This window comes from Parasphingopyxis sp. (assembly GCF_028279465.1).
GTDB lineage: Bacteria > Pseudomonadota > Alphaproteobacteria > Sphingomonadales > Sphingomonadaceae > Parasphingopyxis.
The window spans coordinates 204,002-221,639 of the sequence record NZ_JANQNS010000013.1 but is presented as its reverse complement, the minus strand read 5'-3'; the positions used below and the strand labels follow the sequence as shown (position 1 = coordinate 221,639).

Genomic DNA, 17,638 nt, shown 5'->3' with positions numbered 1-17,638 from the left:
TCGTTACTCTGCAATACAAAATAGCTTGCATCGCGCTGATAGCAAGCTACTCTGTATTACATGGTAACGATATATCGATTCGCTATCCGGCTGGCCCAGGGCGCTGCAATCCTGACCGCGAGCGCCTTGGCCGGTTGCGGTGGCAGCGATGCCGCACCACCCCCGCCCGCACCGCAAATCGTGGACTTCCCGCCCGCTCTTCCCGCGCCGCCAACGCAGACCAGCGCTATTCCACGCTTGCCGCCGGGTCCGCATATGGGCGTGATCGATGGCTTCAACCGGTTCGATGCGCAAAGCCGCGATCGTGCCGACCGGCTGCGCGACGCGGCGATCGCAGCGGGCATGACGATCGGCCGCGCGCAAATCGATTGGCGCGATCTGGAACCGTCGCCGGGCCGGTTCGATGCAGATGCGCTAGACGAAGTGCTGGACCGCGCGGGCCGCGGCGATGTTCGCCTGTTCGTAACGCTCTCGACGCTCGATTCCGAAGGCTTCACGATCCCCGAAGACCTGTCGGACGACGCGGATGGGCTGCGGGACGGGCTGACCATCGACTCGCCGGAACTGTTGGACCGGTTCGAAGCATTGCTGGCATGGCTCGTGCCGCGCCTCACCGAGCGAGAGGTGTGGGGCCTGGCACTGGGCAATGAGGCCGATATCCCGATCCGCGATACCGATATTCCGACCTTAGCCGCGCATGATTTTTTCGCGCGCGGCGCGGCGACGGCCAATCGCCTCGATCCCGACCTCGCCGTCACACTGACCTTCACCGTCGATCCCGAAAGCCGCGCGCTTGTCGACGCGCTGATGCCACTTTTCGATATCGCGTCGTTCAATTTTTACTGCTCGCGCGCCGATGGCAGCCCTGACGATCCTGCATTCTGGCGCGCCGAAATCGAGCGGATCAAAGGCCTTGCCGGGCAGAAGGAGATTTTCTTCCAGGAACTGGGCTGTCCGGCCGGCTATGACGATCCGGCCGCCAACCGGACGGGCGCCAGTGCCGACAATCAGCGGCTCTTCTTCGAAGACATGGCCGGGATATTCGCCGAAGACCCGCAGTTGCGCGCGGCGACTGTCTTCCAGCTGTTCGACTGGGAACCGGAGGTCGCGGCTATCTTCGGCGATGCGCTGCGCGCCGAAGGCATGCCGGAATTCGCCGACCGCTATGAAGAAGTGTTGGAAACGATCGGACTATGCCGCTGGGCCGAGGAAAGCTGCCGCCCGGCACTGGACAGCTGGCTTGCGGGCCTCCGCCGATTGCACGAAGTGCGGGCGGAACTCGGGAGCGACTAGCCCTTAGCGCGTCTTCACATAGCTGCCCGGCGCATCTTCCAGCGCCTTGAGCTTGCCCTTGCCGGGCTTGCGCGCGCCCTTCGCCTCGATCTTCCCGCCCGCATGGCCTTCGAGCCATTTCAGCCAGTCCGCCCACCAGCTGCCCGGCGTTTCCTTCGCCCCGGCGATAAACTCTTCGAGCGTCTCGGTGCGTTTCCTGTTCGTCCAATATTGGTATTTCTTGGCGTCAGGCGGATTGACGACACCGGCGATATGGCCTGAGCCGGCGAGCACAAATTTCAGCGGCCCGGCGAAATGCTCCGTAATCTTCCAGACGCTTTCGGGCGGCGCGATATGATCCTCCCGCCCGGCCTGCACATAGGATGGCGTTTTGACCGTGCGGATATCGATCGGCGTACCGTCCACCGACAATCCGCCGGGCTCGGCCAGCTTATTGTCGCGGTAGAAGTCGCGCAGATAGTTGCGGTGCCATTTCGCCGGCAGGTTCGTCGTATCGCCATTCCAGTGGAGCAAGTCGAATGCGGGATATTCCTCGCCCATCAGATAGTTATTGACGACATAGTTCCAGATCAGATCACGCCCGCGCAGCAGGTTGAACGTCGCGGCCATGTAGCGCCCGTCGAGATAGCCATCCCCCTCGCCGAGCTGCTCGATGAGCTTGGCCTGGATATCGTCGATGAACAGTTGCAGATCGCCGGCCTCGGTGAAATCGACCTGGGCCGTGAAGAAGGTAGCGCTCTCCACCTTGTCCGCCTCGCCTTGCGCCGCCAGCCAGGCCAAAGTCATCGCCAGCGTCGTACCCGCCACGCAATAGCCGATCGCATTGACGCTCTCGACGCCGAGCAGATCGCGCACCGTATCGATCGCATCGACCTGCCCGCGCACGACATAGTCGTCCATCGTGACGTCGGCCATGCTCTCGTCCGCCGATTTCCAGGAGACGACGAACACCGTGATGCCCTGCGCCACGGCCCAGCGGATGAAGCTCTTTTTCTCGTTGAGATCGAGAATGTAGAAGCGGTTGATCCAGGGCGGGAAGATGATCAGCGGCGTCTCAAACACCTTTTTCGTCACCGGCGCATACTGGATTAGCTGGTAGAGTGGCGTTTCCTTGACGACCTTGCCCGGCGTCGTCGCGATATTCTCGCCCAGCGTGAAGGCGTCGGGATCGGTATGGGTGAGCTGCCCCTTGTCGAGATCCGTCAGCATATTCTCGAGCCCCTTGAGAAAGCTCTGCCCCTTGGTCTCGGCCGCCTTTTCGAGCACCGCCGGATTGGTCAGGGCGAAATTGCTCGGGCTCATCGCATCGACAAACTGCTGCGTCGCGAAGCGGATCTGCTCCTTCTGTTTCGGGTCGGCCCCGTCGATCGCATCGACGCTGCGCAGCATATGATCGGCGATCACCAGATAGCTTTGCCGGATCATGTCGAAGACCGGATTGTTCTGCCATTGCGGCGCGGCGAAGCGGCGATCCGGGCGCTGGGGCGGTGCGTCTTCGCCTTCCGCATCGCCGTCCCCGGGATTGAGGAAACGCGTCCAGAGCTTGAGGCTGTCCTCCCAGAAATCGGTCTGCGCTTTTGCCAGCTTTTCCGGATCGAGCGTCATCGCCGGAAAGTCCGGCAACCGGCCCGCCGCCGGCACGGCCTCGCCCAACTTCTCGACGCCCGTCTCCTGCGCCCGCTGCATCTGCCGCGCGCCATATTCGAGCATCATCTGCTGCGCCCGCCCGAGCACGCCGGTCCAATGCTGCATGTCTTCCAGGGTGGGGAGGGATGGTTGGGTTGGGGTGTCTGTTTCGTCGGCCATGATCATCTCCGTTCGCGTACTTTACTCGACGAGGCCACAAGAAACACCCGTCACCCTGAACTTGTTTCAGGGTCCACTCCTCGGTCGGCACTGTCCTCGCAATCTGCGAAGTTGATGCTGAAACAAGTTCAGCATGACGATGGGAGAAGTTCTCGCTATTAGCACCCCACCATGAACACCGATTTCTACCGCATCCGCCGCCTGCCGCCCTATGTCTTCGCCGAAGTGAACGCGATGAAGGCCGCGGCACGGGCGCGGGGCGAGGACATCATCGATCTCGGCATGGGCAATCCGGACACGCCGCCGGCCCAGCATGTGATCGACAAGCTCTCCGAAGTCGCCAACGATCCGACCGCGCATCGCTACAGCGCGTCGAAGGGCATTCCGGGCCTCCGCAAGGCGCAGGCCGCCTATTACAAGCGCCGGTTCGATGTCGATCTCGATCCCGACACGGAAGTCGTCGTCACGCTGGGATCGAAGGAGGGCCTCGCCAATCTTGCGCAAGCCATCACCGCACCCGGCGATGTCGTGCTCGCGCCGAATCCCTCCTACCCGATCCACACCTTCGGTTTCATCATCGCCGGCGCCGCGATCCGATCGATCCCGGCCTCGCCCGGGCCACAGTTTTTTGACCGGCTCCGCTATTCGATGGCCTACAGCGTACCCAAGCCATCGGTACTCGTCATGGGTTATCCGTCCAACCCGACCGCCTATGTCGCCGATCTCGATTTCTACCGGAAAGTTGTCGAATTCGCGAAGGCGCATGAGCTCTGGATCATCAGCGATCTCGCCTATGCCGAGCTCTATTATGGCGACACGCCGACGCCCTCGCTGTTGCAGGTGCCGGGCGCCAAGGAGGTCGCGGTCGAGTTCACGAGCATGTCGAAAACGTACAGCATGGCCGGCTGGCGCATGGGCTTCGCGGTCGGCAACGAACATCTGATCAGCGCGCTGACACGGGTGAAGAGCTATCTCGACTATGGCGCCTTCACGCCAATCCAGGTCGCCGCCGTCGCGGCGCTTAACGGGCCGCAGGACATTATCGAGCATAACCGCACCATGTATCGCAATCGCCGCGACGTGATGGTCGAAAGCTTCGGCCGCGCGGGCTGGGACGTCCCCTCCCCCGAAGCCAGCATGTTCGCCTGGGCCCCGATCCCCGAACAATGCGCGCATATGGGCGCGATGGAATTTTCGAAAGACCTGCTGCGCCATGCGGGCGTGGCAGTAAGCCCGGGCGTCGGCTTCGGCGAGGAAGGCGAAGGGTTCGTGCGTATCGCGCTCGTCGAGAATGAGCAGCGCATCCGGCAAGCGGCGCGCGGGATCAAGAAGTATCTGGAGGGGTTCCGTTCGAACAGCGCGGGTTCTGATACTGGCTAAATCTTCATCCCAGTCCAGATAACGGCTTCAGTCGAGAGCGAGACAATCGCTCCGACGACCCAAAGAAACGGCCCAGGGCGACCGGCAGCACGCTCGGTTGCATCATGATGTTCCTGCTCATCTTCCACGATTTTCGAAAGCGCGTCATAAGCTTGACGATCACTGTCTTTCAGGCGCTCGCGATAGTCTTCAAGGTGTCGCAGGACGACTCTTTCGACAGCAACGGTTGTCACTGCGATGGTACGCTTTCCCAACATCCCGGTGAAAAATCCCAGCACAAGCCCTCCAAGGCCACACAAACCATAGCTCGTACAACGGCGTACACTGCGTGCGTCGAGTTCCGCTTGGAATATTGCCCGATGCTCCTGCTCATGGGCCATGAATTCTCGGAGCTCTGTTCGGTACGATGGGCAGGAAAGTGTCGCACCCCATATTTGCCCGCGGTAGATGTTGACGGCACCATGCTCTCCAGCGTTTACGACCTTGAGAACTTTTTCAGGATAGGTCTTCGCTCTCCTTTTTCCTGCCAAGATTCGTCTCCCGGTTGCCCTTCTCTCAAATGTCTAGCAATTGGTGGAAATGCCTGAAACCCACCCCTTCACCCATCGTTTCCGCGTCCGCTATGCCGAGGTCGATCCGCAGTCGGTCGTCTTCAATTCGCGCTATCTGGAATATGCGGACCTGATCATCACCGAATATTGGCGGTCGATCGATATCCATTTTTCGGGCGAACAGGCGCTCGAATTCCATGTCGTGAAAGCCGTGGTCGAGTTCAAACAGCCGATCCGCGCCGACGAGGAGATCGACGGGACGGCGGTCACCGGGCGGATCGGCAGCAGCAGCGTGACGACGGAAATCGGACTCTACGGCCTCGACGGCGAAGACGATCTGCGCGCAACAATCGAACTCGTCCATGTCCATGTCGATCTCGACAGCGGCAAGCCGATTCCGATCCCGGACGATGTGCGCGAGAGATTTCTTGCAAAATAGGAGGCGGGCCGGGACAGTCGGCACGAGCAGAGATGAAAGCACTGGCGGAGAGAGACGCTGACACAGCCCGGCGAAAGGTCACACGCGCAATCGCATAATGGCTTCTTTTCAAGGCATTGGAGGGGCGGGCCACCGCCGGCCTGTGTCAACCGGTGTCAACCGGACGACACGGAAGACCACGCGCGTAAGCATCCGCCGTCCGGCATCCGTAATAGCCTATCGGAAGCGGAAGATTTTCCGGCTTTAGCGTGTGTGACTTTTGAATGCCAGTGTTACGGAACAGGAAACGGGACGATGGCGATTTCGTCATTGCGAGGAGCGGAGCGACGCGGCAATCCAGAGCAGTTAGCGATGGAGCTTGCAGCTCTGGATTGCTTCGCTGCGCTCGCAATGACGGCATGATACGTCTTCAGCGTCGGAAAAAGGAAAACCATGACTGCAAAAGTAGAATTCTTCTTCGACCTTTCCAGCCCCTGGACCTATCTGGCCTTTCACAATATCCGCCCGATCCTCGACGAGACGGGCGCGGAAGTCACATGGCGGCCGTTTCTGGTCGGCGGCGTGTTCAACGCCGTCAACCAGTCCGTCTATGCGGCGCGCGAGGACAGCAAGGGGCCCAAGGCGCGCTTTTTCATGAAAAGCCTGCGCGACTGGGCAGCCTGGTCGAACCTGCCGCTCAATTTTCCCGCGCCCTGGCATCCGGTGCGTAGCGTCCATGCGATGCGGGCCTGTTGCGCGCTGGAAGAGGATCAGGAGGCGCTCGTCCGTTTCGCCGAAGCGGCCTTCGCCGCCTACTTCGACCGGCAGGAAAATCTCGACGAGCCGGACGTGTTGGCGGCGATCGCGGACGGCATCGGCATGGACGGGGCAGCACTCGTCGCGCGGACGCAAGACGATGCGGTCAAGGCCAGGCTGCGCGCCAATACCGACGAAGTGATTGAGCGGGGCGGGTTCGGCAGCCCGAGCATCTTCGTAAACGGCGCCGACATGTATTTCGGCAATGACCAATTGCCCCTTGTGAGGCGCGCCATCGAGCTGGCGGGCTGACGAAAGCACTGTATTAGTCGACAAACACAGCTTCCGTTCGCGCAATCCGCGCGGTAAGGTGCGCTGAGAGAATCAGGGACATTATCGTGACTTCCGAACCGACACCCGAACCCGATCCGCGGCGAAAGCGCGCGCTCTTTATCGGCGGCGCCATCGCGCTGGCGGCGATCGCCTGGAATTATGACGGCTGGGGCGGCGACGACCGCGTTACCATCTCCGTCGAAGACCGCGAGGAGCTGCGCGAACTTGGCGACGAGATCCGCCGGGAAGTCCGGGCGGGTTTGCGCGATGGCCGGGAGCAGGACGAAGACCGGGATCGTAGTGCCGAAGCGTCGGAGGAAACCGGTGAGGAAGAGGCAGGAGAAACCGAAAACGCCGCAGCCGACGAGACAGACGCCACCGATGCGGACGCGGAGGTCGTGGCCGTCCGCACCGATGGCGACAGCCGGATCGTCGAAACCGAATCGGGCGAAAATCAACGCACATTCCGCATCGAGAATGACGAGGGGCGCGGCGTGACGATCAGCGTGGATGCAGGCGCGGAAGAGTAGGTTGCGCGGCCGAAATTGCGTCGGCCGACCCCCGTTCTTATATTGGAGCAATGCGGTACCAACTGGCCTATACGGTGGGGCTGTTCACGGCTCTCGTCATCGTCGCCGGCTTCTACGCAGGCGGGCCATGGCTGGTGGCAATGGTGTTGCTGCTCTATCTGGCGCTGCCGGCCGCCGAACATCTGATAGGCGAGTCCCGCTGGCCGTCCGAGGCGCGGATCGCGCAGCTCGAAGCGCCCAAAATCGCGCGGTACGACCTGATCGTCGGCCTGACGGCGCTGTCCTTCATCCTGCTCGTCGGCTGGGCGCTATGGGCGGTATCGGTGACGGAACTGGCCTGGTGGGAATTTGCCGCCTTCGCCGTGCTGATGGGCGAATATGGCGGTTTCGTCGGCATCGTGACGGCGCATGAGCTCATGCACCGCAACCGCGCGAACAAGCGGCAGCTCTCCTTCCTGCTGCTCTCGCTGGTCAGCTATCCGCATTTCGCCATCGAACATGTGCGCGGCCATCATGTCCGCGTCGCGACGCCCGAAGACCCGGCGACCGCGCGGCGCGGCGAGACGCTCTACGCTTTCCTGCCGCGCACGATCATCGGCGGTTTCAAGAGCGCCTGGGGCCTCGAGAAAGAGCGGCTCGCGCGCAAGGGCATCGGGCCCTGGTCGCTGCGCAACCATATGCTCGTCTGGTGGAGCTTCACGCTGGCGCTGATGGCGGCGATCTTCGTCCTGCTCGGCCCGGCCAGCCTATTATTGTTCGCGATCCAGAGCGTTATCGCGATTATCGCGCTCGAGACGATCAACTATACCGAACATTATGGCATGGTGCGGGAGCGCAAGCCCGATGGCAGCTATGCCCGCGTCAAGCCCGAACATAGCTGGAATTCGAGCCATATCCTCTCGAACATCAACATGTTCAATCTCGGCCGCCATTCCGACCATCATTACCAGTCCAACCGGCCCTATTATAAGCTCCGCCACTATGATGACGTGCCGCAATTCCCTTATGGATTGGCGGGCATGATCACCATGGCGACGATCCCGCCGCTCTGGTTCCGCGTGATGGATCGGGAGCTGGACAAGTTCGAGAAGCGCGCCGAGGCGCAGCGCTAGACGCTTGCGTTGTCGGCGGCCATCAGCGCCTCGGTCGCCTCCAGGCTTTCCTGATTATCGACATCGATGGCCAGTTTTCCATCTTCAAACAGATGGGCCACGGCGCGCACGCCAAAGCGCCGCGATAGCCGCGCCATCGCGCCGTCCAGCGTATCCAGTTTGAACCGAAAGCGGATCAGGTTCATCAGCCCGAAAGCGCGCCGCAACTCGCCCTTGCGCTTGGCGAACTGCCCCCCGCGGCGGAATGGTTCGGCCGCAGCCAACGCTCCCGCATCGCGCAGCCAGAACAGATTGCAGTTCGAAATTGCGACATCCTTGAACTCGTAAAAGCCTTTCCGCTTATAGGGATAGGCCGCCTGGATCGCCTCGCTGCTGACAACGCCGATCACCGCATCGGCCTGCCGTTCATCGCCGACAGCGGCAATGGCGTGCAACGCCTCGACAGTCGTCAGCGCATTGTCGCCGGTTGTGATCAGTAGCGGCCATTGCACGGTCTGCGACGCGCGCTCGACACTCTCGACAAGCCCGGCTTCCGCCTCGACGATGTCCAGCCGCCCTGCCTCGCGCAACCGGCGAACGATGTTCACATGGTCGAGAACGGCGGGATCATGGATCGACACGATGATCTTCGCATCGTCCCACGCCTCTTCCAGCCGTTCGAGCACATGCGAGATCAAAGGCTTACCGGCGACGGGGATGACTGCCTTGTGGCTCACCCCCGCCCGCTCGGCCAACGGATCGAGCGCGCCATCGCGCTTCCCGGCCAATACCAAGATCGTCGGTACGCGCATCGTCAGGCCCCAAGCAGCTCCTCGGTAACGCGATAGGTGCGCTCATTGTCGACATCGATAGCGAGCCGCCCGTCCGTGAACCGATGTGCGATCACCTTGACGCCGAAGCGCTGCGAGAGCCGCCCCATCGCCCCGTCGACAGTCTCCGTCTTCAGAAGAAAACGGATCATATTGCCAAGGCCGAACGCCTTGATGATCCGGCCACGATTTTTGAAAAACTGCCCGCCGCTGCGAAAGGCTTCGACCGCCGAAAAGGCGCTGGCGGTGCCGAGCCAGAACAGGTTGCAGTTCGAGATCGCGATATCCTTGAACTGGTAGAAGCCATATTGGCCGTCCGGATGCGCAGCCTGGATATCTTCGCGCTTCGCCAGACCCAGCACGACGTCCGCCTGCTGTTCGACGCCGCTGGCATGGATCGCGTGCAGCGCCTCGGCCGTGGTCAGCGCATTATCGCCGGTGGTGATCAGCAGCGGCCAGTCTATGCCCTCGGCCGCCGTCTCGATGCTCTCAACGATCCCGTGCTGGGCCGCTCGCATCTCCAGCCGCCCGGCCGCCTGCAGCCGCCGCACCTCCGCGACACCGTCCAGCACCGCCGGATCGTGGATCGATACGAGGATTTTCGCATCGTCCCACGCCTGTTCCAGCGTCGCCAGGACATGGCCGATCAGCGGCTTTCCGCCGATCGGAACGATGGCCTTGTGGCTAACCCCGGCACGTTCGGCCAGCGGATCGAGTGTGCCGTCGCGCTTGCCGGCAAGCACGAGAATGGTCGGCGGCTTATGGTCGGTCGTCATATTTTGCCCGGTAGCATTTGAACCGGGACACAATTAAGGCCGGGCCTGCCCGACTTAAAGGGCATGAGCTGAAGGGCGAAGGATATGGGCGAATCTCTGCGCGTGGCGTTGGCGGGCCTTGGCACTGTGGGTGCGGGTGTCATCAAGCTTCTGGACGAGAATCGCGAGCTGATCGAACGGCGCGCGGGCCGGCCAATCGAGATTACTGCCGTGTCGGCGCGTGACCGTAGCCGGGATCGCGGCGTCGACCTCTCTCCCTTCGCCTGGGAAGACGATCCCGATGCACTCGCTGCGCGCGACGATGTCGATGTCGTCGCCGAGCTGATCGGCGGCGCGGACGGCCCGGCGCTCAACCTTGCGCGCGGTACGCTGAATGCTGGCAAATCCTTCGTCACCGCGAACAAGGCCATGATTGCCCATCACGGGCTCGAACTCGCCGCCGCTGCGGAAAAGGCGAATGTTGCGCTTAAATATGAGGCGGCAGTCGCCGGCGGCATACCGGTCATCAAGGGCCTGCGCGAAGGCGCCGCGGCGAACGCCATCACTTCGGTCTATGGCATCCTCAACGGCACCTGCAATTTCATCCTGACCGAAATGGAAGCCAAGGGCAGTGACTTCGCGGAGGTGCTCGCAGATGCGCAGGCGCTCGGATATGCCGAGGCCGATCCGACTTTCGACATTGATGGCGTGGATGCCGCGCACAAGCTCGCGATTCTCGCCAGCCTCGCCTTCGGTACGGAGCTCGATTTCGATTCTGTGGCGACAAGTGGCATCCGACAGGTCATTGCCGAGGATATCGTCGAGGCGCGGGCGCTCGGCTTCAAGGTGCGATTGGTGGGAACGGCCGAGCGCCATGGCAGCAAGCTGTTCCAGCGGGTCCATTGCTGCCTCGTTCCGCGCACCCACCCGCTCGCCCATGTCGCAGGATCGCTCAACGCTGTCGTCGCGCAGGGCAATTATGTCGGGCGACTGTTCTTCGAAGGGCCGGGCGCGGGCGAAGGCCCAACGGCCAGCGCCGTCGTCGCCGATCTGATCGACGTCGCGCGCGGCGAATATGGACCGGCCTTCGCGATGCCGTTCGCCCGATTGTCCGAAACCGGGCCGGCCGATGCGGGCGACCGGCGCGGCCGTGCCTATCTGCGCTTCGCCGTCCATGACCGGCCGGGCGTTCTTGCCGACATCACGGCCGCGATGCGCGATGCGAATGTCTCGATCGAAAGCATGATCCAGCGCAGCGGCGCCGACCCCAGCGAGGATAGCGACGATGTGGTCAGCCTGATCATGGTCACCCATGAAGGGCCGGAACGCTGCGTCACCGACGCGCTGGACCGGCTGCGCGGTTCGCAAAGCCTGGCGGGCGAACCCATGCTCATGCACATTCTGGACCTTTAGGAGCCCATCGCGCGATGAGCGATCTGATCGATATTTTCACGACCGGCGGGACGATCGACAAAGTCTATTTCGACGCACTCTCCGAATATCAGGTCGGCCCCACGGCGGTCGCCGATATGCTGCGGCAGAATAACGTCCAGTGCGATCACCGCGTGACGCAGCTGCTGCGCAAAGACAGCCTCGACCTGACCGGCGAAGACCGCGTGGCGATCCGCCAGGCGGCGGAAGACAGCGAGGCGAACCACATCCTGATCACGCACGGCACGGACACGATGGTGGAGACCGCGCGCATGCTCGGCGGTATCGACGGAAAGACCATCGTGCTGACGGGCGCGCTGCAACCGGCTTCGCTCAAGCATAGCGACGCCGAGTTCAATATCGGTTTCGCGCTGGCAGCGGTGCAGGCGTTGCCGCCCGGCGTTTATGTCGCGATGAACGGCCGGATTTTCGATCCCGCGACCGCGCGCAAGGACCGTGCCGGCGGCAAGTTCGTCGATTGAGCGCTTATTGCGGCTATTGCCCTGCCCGGCGCAGTCCGCCGGTCTGCAATCCCGTATTTCGGCCGCCAATGCCGATACCGATGCCAACCGCACCGCAGCCGACCTGAAAAAAGGCACCACGCTCGCACGTGCCCGGAGCGGCCTGAATGCGCTCACGTTCGGCCCAAAAACCTTCATTGTCGGGGTCACCAGGAATGGCCGTTTCGAACGGCAGGCGATACCGGTCATTCTCATTCTGATCCGCACAGACGACGATTTGCCGTCCCCGGCGCTCGCATTCGTCATCGGTTATCGCATATCGCTGTTCAGCTCGCGCGATTATGTCGTCGGCCTGTGTCTGATCTATTGTCGACCCTGCAGAAGCGGCGAACAACAGACAAAGCGCGCATCCGATTCTCGACAATGTCATGACCCTGGCCTATCGCGCGCGAAACATGACTAAAGGATGACCGGATAATGCCGAAAGCCAGCGAGGTACTGGACCGCGTACTCGTTCTCGAAATGGTCCGCGTGACCGAAGCCGCCGCGATTGCGGCCTCACGACTGATCGGCCGCGGCAATGAGAAAGCGGCCGACGCCGCCGCCGTCGAAGCCATGCGCGAGGCGTTCAACGGGCTCGATTTCGACGGTACCGTCGTGATCGGCGAGGGCGAGCGCGACGAAGCACCGATGCTCTATATCGGCGAGAAGGTCGGCAAGGCATCGGACGGCGCGCCCAAGGTCGATATTGCGCTCGACCCTCTCGAAGGCACGACGATTACGGCCAAGGCCGGTCCGAACGCGCTCGCGGTGCTCGCCATCGCCGAGAAGGGCTGCCTGCTCAATGCGCCCGACACCTATATGGACAAGCTCGCCATCGGCCCCGGCTATCCCAAGGGCACGATCGATCTTTCCAAGGGCGTCACCTGGAATATCGAGCGCATCGCCAAGGCCAAGGGCGTGAAACCGAACGAGATTATCGCCTGTGTGCTCGACCGCCCGCGCCACGAGGCGCTGATCGCGGAGCTGCGCGAGATCGGCTGCGGTGTGCAGCTCATTCCCGATGGCGATGTCGCCGGGGTAATCGCGACGACCGACGAGGATACGACCATCGACGTCTATATGGGCCAGGGCGGCGCGCCGGAGGGTGTGCTCGCGGCGGCGGCTCTGCGCTGCGTGGGCGGCCAGTTTCAGGGCCGGCTCGTCTTCCGCAACGACGATGAAAAAGCGCGCGCCCGCAAATGGGGCATCCCTGACGAAGAGTTCGACCGAATCTATAGCCTCAAGGAACTCGCCAAAGGCGACGTCATCTTCGCCGCGACGGGCGTCACGGACGGCTCCATGCTCGATGGCGTCAAGCGGTTGCGCAAAGGCTGCATGACCACCGAAAGCGTCGTCATGCGCGCCTCATCGGGCACGGTCCGCTGGGTGAAGGGCGAACACTACAAGGGATAGGTGAGACGCAGACATGGCCCAGACCCGGTTCCGTTTATCCCGTTGGCTTGCCGAACATGGTCTGTCGCCTGACAATCGTGCAGAGGCGGCGAAAACGGTGCCCGACGGCGCGCGGATCGCGATTATCGGCGCCGGCGCGGCGGGTCTGTATGCGGGCAAGACGCTGCATGACCGCGGAATCGATTTCACGATATTCGAGGCTTCAGAGCGGATCGGCGGGCGGCTCGGGAAGAGCACCGCGCTGTCTCACATGCCGGTCGATCTCGGCGCGGAATGGATCCACGGCCATCGCACGCTGACCCACAAGCTGGCGAAGAAAGCCGGTGCCGACATCCTCGAAGATGAGAGCGAGCTGGCGCTCTGGTTCGATAACCGGCTGTATGATGAGCGCGATATGCCGAAGGCGTTTCGCTCGCTTTACGCCAAGGCCATGAAATGCCGTGGCCCCGCCGATGATCTCACGCTGACCGAATGGGCCGTCGCGGAGGGGCTGCCGGCCGAACAAATGGTCCTACTCCCCGCGCTCGCCAATGACAGCGGCGGCTCGGCGCATCGCATGTCGGCCTATGCCGCCATCGAGGAAGAAAGCCGCAGCCGCTCGGGCGAAGACGATTACAAGGTGCGCGACTGGACCTATTTCGATCTTGTCGAGACGCTGGTGGCCGAACCGATCGCGGATCGCATCGAAACGCACGCGGCTGTCGAGCGGATCGGTTATGACAAGACGGGCGTGACGCTGGCCGTCGGCGGCGAAGAGCATCGCTTCGACCGCGCAATTCTCACGACCTCCGTCAATATCCTCAAATCGGGCAGCATCGGCTTCGAGCCGGCCCTGCCGGCGGACAAGACGGAGGCGATCGGTAAAATCGGCATGGAGGCGGGCCACAAGATGTTCCTCACCTTCACCGAGGATTTTTTCGGGTCGCAGGAGGTAGTCGGCGGCGCGATCGGCAATCTCTACTACGACGCCCGGATCGGCAAAAGTTCGGACCGCCCGACCATCGGCGTGTTCACAACCGGCGAGCGCGCGCAGGCAATGAGCGATATGGGCCGCGAGGGCGCCATCACGGCCGTCATCGACGATCTCGACCGTATCTTCGGCGGCCGGGCTTCGGAAACGTTCACGGGCGATGCCGTGGTGCAGGACTGGACGACGGAGCCGTTCATATTGGGCGGCTATTCCTATCCGACCATCGGCATGGGCGACGCCCGCGAAACGCTCGCCGCGCCGGTTGCAGACGTCCTGTTCTTCGCCGGCGAAGCGACCCATTGCGACGGCGAAAGCGCAACCGTGCACGGCGCGATGGAAACCGGCGAACGCGCGGCGCTCGAGGCGATCCACTCCTTCGCCGAGTAAGAGCGGCGATATCCCGATCGATCTTGCAGAATTACGGTAATCGTCGTAATTTCTATCCGGCTTCCGGCGGCACTAATGAGAAGGACTTTCCATATGAAAGTACCGGCTGGCCTCACGCTCGCTATCCTGGGATCGACCTTGGCCCTGTCATGCCATCGCAGCGAAGCCGACGTTCCGGATTTCAACAGTCCATTGCCCGAAATATCGATGAGCGAAGGTCCCGACGGGTTGTATATCACCCGGCTGGACGGACCATGGGCAACCGACGCGGGATCGGCAATTCTTTACGCGGAGCCGGGGAGTTCGGTTCTTCGGTCACCGTCTTTCGCTGATCCGGAAGCCGATGAAGGCGATTTCTATTTCTCGCCGGAACGGGAAGAAGCTTGCTTTACAAGCGATCGCGCGGTGGCTGGCGACATCGATATCTGGTGTGTGCGCTGGGCGGGGGACGGTTGGGCTGCACCGACCAGAATGCCCGAACCGATCAATTCGGAATCGACCGAATATAGCCCGGTCTTGCGTCCGGACGGTTCGCTCTATTTCGCCTCTGATCGCCCGGGCCTAGGCGGCGGAGACCTGTACCATGCCGTTCTGCGGGCAGAGGCCTGGGCTGTCGAGAGGCTGCCCGCCAGCATCAATTCGGAGTTTGGTGAATGGAATCTGGAGATCTCACCGGATGGAGAGCGCCTGATTTTCGAAGCGTCAGAACGGCCAGGCAATAGAAGCGTATCGGGCGATCTGTATGTGTCGCGCCGCACGGGCGATAGCTGGACCACAGCAGTGCCACTGTCACGCCTCAACGGTGTGGGTAGCGAGCTTATGCCGCGTTTCCTAAGCGATGGATCGCTGACCTATGCGCAGAGCAGCGGCGACGATGCCGATGTTATGACCGCCGAACCCAGCACATGGGAGCCAATAACACCGATGATAGCCGCCGTGGCGCGCTCGGCCGGCGAGCTGGTCTTGCTCGATCCGGAAACACTCGCCGTAACGCAACGCATTCCGGCCGGCGTCGGACCGCATGACGTCGCCGTCAGCGAAGATGGACGCTTTGCGCTCGTCCCCTCACACGGTGTTTTCCCGGCACCGCATGAAGACCCTATCGAGCCGTCGCAAATGCGGTGGATGAGCGAGAGCAGCGACGGATTTCGCATCGTCGACCTCGCCACGGGCGCGCAAATCGCACATCGCCCTCTGGACGGGTGCGAGCGACCGCATGGCGCCGCGATAACCGCGCAGGCCGAGCGCTTTTGGATCACCTGCGAGAATGAAGGCCATGTGCGCGAGTTCGACGGCGCGACGTTCGCGGAAACGCGCCGCTTCGAGTTGGCTAACGGTGTGCACAAGGTGATGCTCCTACAAGACCGGTCCATCCTTGTCGCGAGCAATACGGACACGGGCGGCATCGACCTCATCGATCTGGATACGGGAGACAGCCATTTCATCGCCACAGGAAACGGGGCTGAAGGTTTAGCGGCAACCGGCAACGGCAGCCGCGTGTTCGTGACCAACGGTGGGACGGGAGAGGTTTGTGTAGTCGATGTTGCGGCTCCGACACGCACGGCATGTTGGAACAGCGGCGGCATTTTCCCGATCGGGCTCGCGCATGATGCACAGCGCGGCTGGATATGGGTGGTCAACAACGCATCGTCCAACCTGGTCGCGTTGGATGATGCAACGGGCGAAGTCAGGCGCGACTTTGCGCTGCCGTCCCGCCCGCTCGGCATCGCCTTCGACGTGCGCGCCGATCGCCTGCTGATCGGCCTGCCGCGGCGCAATGAGGTGATCGCCGTCAACGCGGCGTCGGGCGATATCGTATTGCGGAGCGAACAGGTAATGGAAGTCGACGATATCGATCCGGTGCCTGCGTCCTATTTCCGACATTCGCCCGATACCTGACGGCATCGGAGCGAAATAGAACAGATCAGACCTCTTCTCCTGTCCTACAGAGTGCCTGGCGCAGGACATCGTTGACCGATCGTGTGTATTATCGTATTAATGCACTATGTCTCAAACTATGGCGGCGCTTACGAAACAGTTTTTGGCTCTGTTAGGCGCGATGCTTCTGTCCGTCCCAGCCTCGGCTCAACTCTCTTCGGAGAATTTCGAGTTCAAACAAATCTCTTCGGGCGAAAACCGACCGGGCATCAGTCTGGACGCACTGACGCAGGATATCATCCTCGCCCTATATTCTGGTGACACGCTCGCGGACCTTGCCAATAGGGGCGAGCACAATCGCGCCGATATCGACGCGCGCGTGGAGGTGCTTGTCGCTGAGGGATTAGCGACCGAGCAGCCTGACGCGAGTCTCTCGCTCGCCTTTCCGGTGATGACACTCGCCGAAACGCCCCAATCGATGCCGGTTTCGCCTGCGCTTATCGACGATAGTGTCGCCTTGATCGTCGCCCATCTGCCCGAGGTTCGTACCGCCTATGCGCAACTGGCCGGGTTCGAGCATGTATCGTTTGAAGAATCCTCGCTGCTGATCCTCAGCAACGTTTTACTCGACAATTGGCAGATCAACGGCATCGAAGCCGATATCTTGGGTACCGAGCGGCCATCGCGCGGCGGCGGCAACTATTATCTCGCGCTCATGGAAAAGAGCGGGCCGGAGGAAGAGGCCTTCGGCATCTATGGCAACCATTTCACGCTGCTCGATGGGCTGGCGCTCGGGCTTTACGGCAATCGCCGCTATTCCGGTCCGGCCAACATCATCACCCTGCCCGATACCGAAACGCTTACCGCGCGGCTCGGGCCCGATGCCGATGTCTCGTCCGCCGCAGTCCGGCAGCGGCTCGCCGAAACCTTGCGCGCGCTGCATCGCGACCCTGCGCATGAAGCGGCTGCCGGCGAGATCGCCCTGCTCCGCCAATTCGGCCTGATCGATGCGGACAATCGCGTGCTGATCCCGATTTTCGGAATGGCGACCTATGAAGCGCTGTCCGATATGGCGAATGCGTTCCGGCCGGAACTCGCCGCCCTGCTCCAGGCCCACCTGCCGGAGTTACGCAGCCACTACGAACGCTCTCCCTACGCCACCCATGGCGTGAGCTTCGAGGAATATTTCATCTGGTGGTATCACCTCTACTATTCGCGCGTCACCGATGCGTTGGCGGAGCGTGGCGAGATACGGATACCGGCGGCGGTCAACACAACCTATCTCGGCGTGCTGGCCGAATAAGCGCGCCTTT

Annotated in this window: 17 protein-coding genes; 13 read left to right on the top strand and 4 right to left on the bottom strand. The window is 62.1% G+C overall.

What is annotated here, in order from left to right:
- Positions 1-60 precede the first annotated feature (60 nt).
- Positions 61-1,293 (top strand): hypothetical protein, encoded by a 1,233-nt coding sequence (locus tag Q0974_RS07720; protein WP_299324539.1) that lies wholly within the window; start codon positions 61-63, stop codon positions 1,291-1,293.
- Positions 1,294-1,296: 3 nt separating this feature from the next.
- Here the strand turns inward: Q0974_RS07720 and phaC are convergent, their stop codons facing one another.
- Positions 1,297-3,099, bottom strand: coding sequence for a class I poly(R)-hydroxyalkanoic acid synthase (phaC, locus tag Q0974_RS07715; RefSeq protein ID WP_299324538.1), 1,803 nt, complete (start codon positions 3,097-3,099; stop codon positions 1,297-1,299).
- A 171-nt stretch (positions 3,100-3,270) separates the two neighbouring features.
- On the opposite strand from phaC, the gene Q0974_RS07710 reads away from it, so the two are divergent.
- Positions 3,271-4,479 carry an LL-diaminopimelate aminotransferase gene (locus Q0974_RS07710; protein WP_299324536.1) on the top strand — a complete coding sequence of 403 codons (1,209 nt, stop codon included), beginning with the start codon at positions 3,271-3,273 and terminating at the stop codon, positions 4,477-4,479.
- Here the strand turns inward: Q0974_RS07710 and Q0974_RS07705 are convergent.
- Complete coding sequence (locus Q0974_RS07705) at positions 4,476-5,009, bottom strand: demethoxyubiquinone hydroxylase family protein (RefSeq protein WP_299324534.1); 534 nt, start codon at positions 5,007-5,009, stop codon at positions 4,476-4,478. The genes Q0974_RS07710 and Q0974_RS07705 overlap by 4 nt on opposite strands.
- 49 nt (positions 5,010-5,058) lie before the next feature.
- Here Q0974_RS07705 and Q0974_RS07700 point away from each other — a divergent pair, with 49 nt between their 5' ends.
- From Q0974_RS07700 to Q0974_RS07685, 4 genes are all read left to right on the top strand, one after another.
- Complete coding sequence (locus Q0974_RS07700; protein ID WP_299324532.1) at positions 5,059-5,469, top strand: thioesterase family protein; 411 nt, start codon at positions 5,059-5,061, stop codon at positions 5,467-5,469.
- Positions 5,470-5,901: 432 nt separating this feature from the next.
- Positions 5,902-6,516, top strand: coding sequence for a 2-hydroxychromene-2-carboxylate isomerase (locus Q0974_RS07695; protein ID WP_299324530.1), 615 nt, complete (start codon positions 5,902-5,904; stop codon positions 6,514-6,516).
- A gap of 86 nt (positions 6,517-6,602) precedes the next feature.
- On the top strand, positions 6,603-7,067 hold the full coding sequence (locus Q0974_RS07690) for a hypothetical protein (RefSeq protein ID WP_299324527.1): 465 nt from the start codon (positions 6,603-6,605) through the stop codon (positions 7,065-7,067).
- A 50-nt stretch (positions 7,068-7,117) separates the two neighbouring features.
- Positions 7,118-8,179, top strand: a complete 1,062-nt coding sequence (locus Q0974_RS07685; RefSeq protein WP_299324525.1) for an alkane 1-monooxygenase — start codon at positions 7,118-7,120, stop codon at positions 8,177-8,179.
- Here the strand turns inward: Q0974_RS07685 and Q0974_RS07680 are convergent.
- Both Q0974_RS07680 and Q0974_RS07675 read right to left on the bottom strand, forming a co-directional pair.
- A complete protein-coding gene (locus Q0974_RS07680; RefSeq protein WP_299324523.1) occupies positions 8,176-8,970 on the bottom strand; it encodes an NTP transferase domain-containing protein in 795 nt (264 codons plus the stop codon). The genes Q0974_RS07685 and Q0974_RS07680 overlap by 4 nt on opposite strands.
- Before the next feature lie 2 nt (positions 8,971-8,972).
- The gene (locus tag Q0974_RS07675) at positions 8,973-9,764 is read right to left on the bottom strand and encodes an NTP transferase domain-containing protein (protein WP_299324521.1); all 792 of its coding nucleotides are present in this window, start codon (positions 9,762-9,764) and stop codon (positions 8,973-8,975) included.
- Positions 9,765-9,848: 84 nt separating this feature from the next.
- On the opposite strand from Q0974_RS07675, the gene Q0974_RS07670 reads away from it, so the two are divergent.
- From Q0974_RS07670 to Q0974_RS07640, 7 genes are all read left to right on the top strand, one after another.
- Positions 9,849-11,156, top strand: coding sequence for a homoserine dehydrogenase (locus Q0974_RS07670; protein WP_299324518.1), 1,308 nt, complete (start codon positions 9,849-9,851; stop codon positions 11,154-11,156).
- Between the two features lie 14 nt (positions 11,157-11,170).
- Entirely contained in the window at positions 11,171-11,656 is a 486-nt protein-coding gene (locus Q0974_RS07665; protein ID WP_366943583.1) for an asparaginase domain-containing protein, read from the top strand.
- Complete coding sequence (locus Q0974_RS07660; RefSeq protein WP_299324516.1) at positions 11,631-12,098, top strand: hypothetical protein; 468 nt, start codon at positions 11,631-11,633, stop codon at positions 12,096-12,098. Before Q0974_RS07665 ends, Q0974_RS07660 begins: the two co-directional genes overlap by 26 nt.
- Positions 12,099-12,112: 14 nt before the next feature.
- Entirely contained in the window at positions 12,113-13,090 is a 978-nt protein-coding gene (glpX, locus tag Q0974_RS07655; protein WP_299324514.1) for a class II fructose-bisphosphatase, read from the top strand.
- A gap of 13 nt (positions 13,091-13,103) precedes the next feature.
- Positions 13,104-14,447: an NAD(P)/FAD-dependent oxidoreductase gene (locus tag Q0974_RS07650; protein ID WP_299324511.1), complete on the top strand. Its 1,344-nt coding sequence runs from the start codon at positions 13,104-13,106 to the stop codon at positions 14,445-14,447.
- A gap of 93 nt (positions 14,448-14,540) precedes the next feature.
- Complete coding sequence (locus Q0974_RS07645; protein ID WP_299324507.1) at positions 14,541-16,346, top strand: hypothetical protein; 1,806 nt, start codon at positions 14,541-14,543, stop codon at positions 16,344-16,346.
- 118 nt (positions 16,347-16,464) lie between these two features.
- A complete protein-coding gene (locus tag Q0974_RS07640) occupies positions 16,465-17,628 on the top strand; it encodes a hypothetical protein (protein WP_299324505.1) in 1,164 nt (387 codons plus the stop codon).
- Positions 17,629-17,638 lie beyond the last annotated feature (10 nt).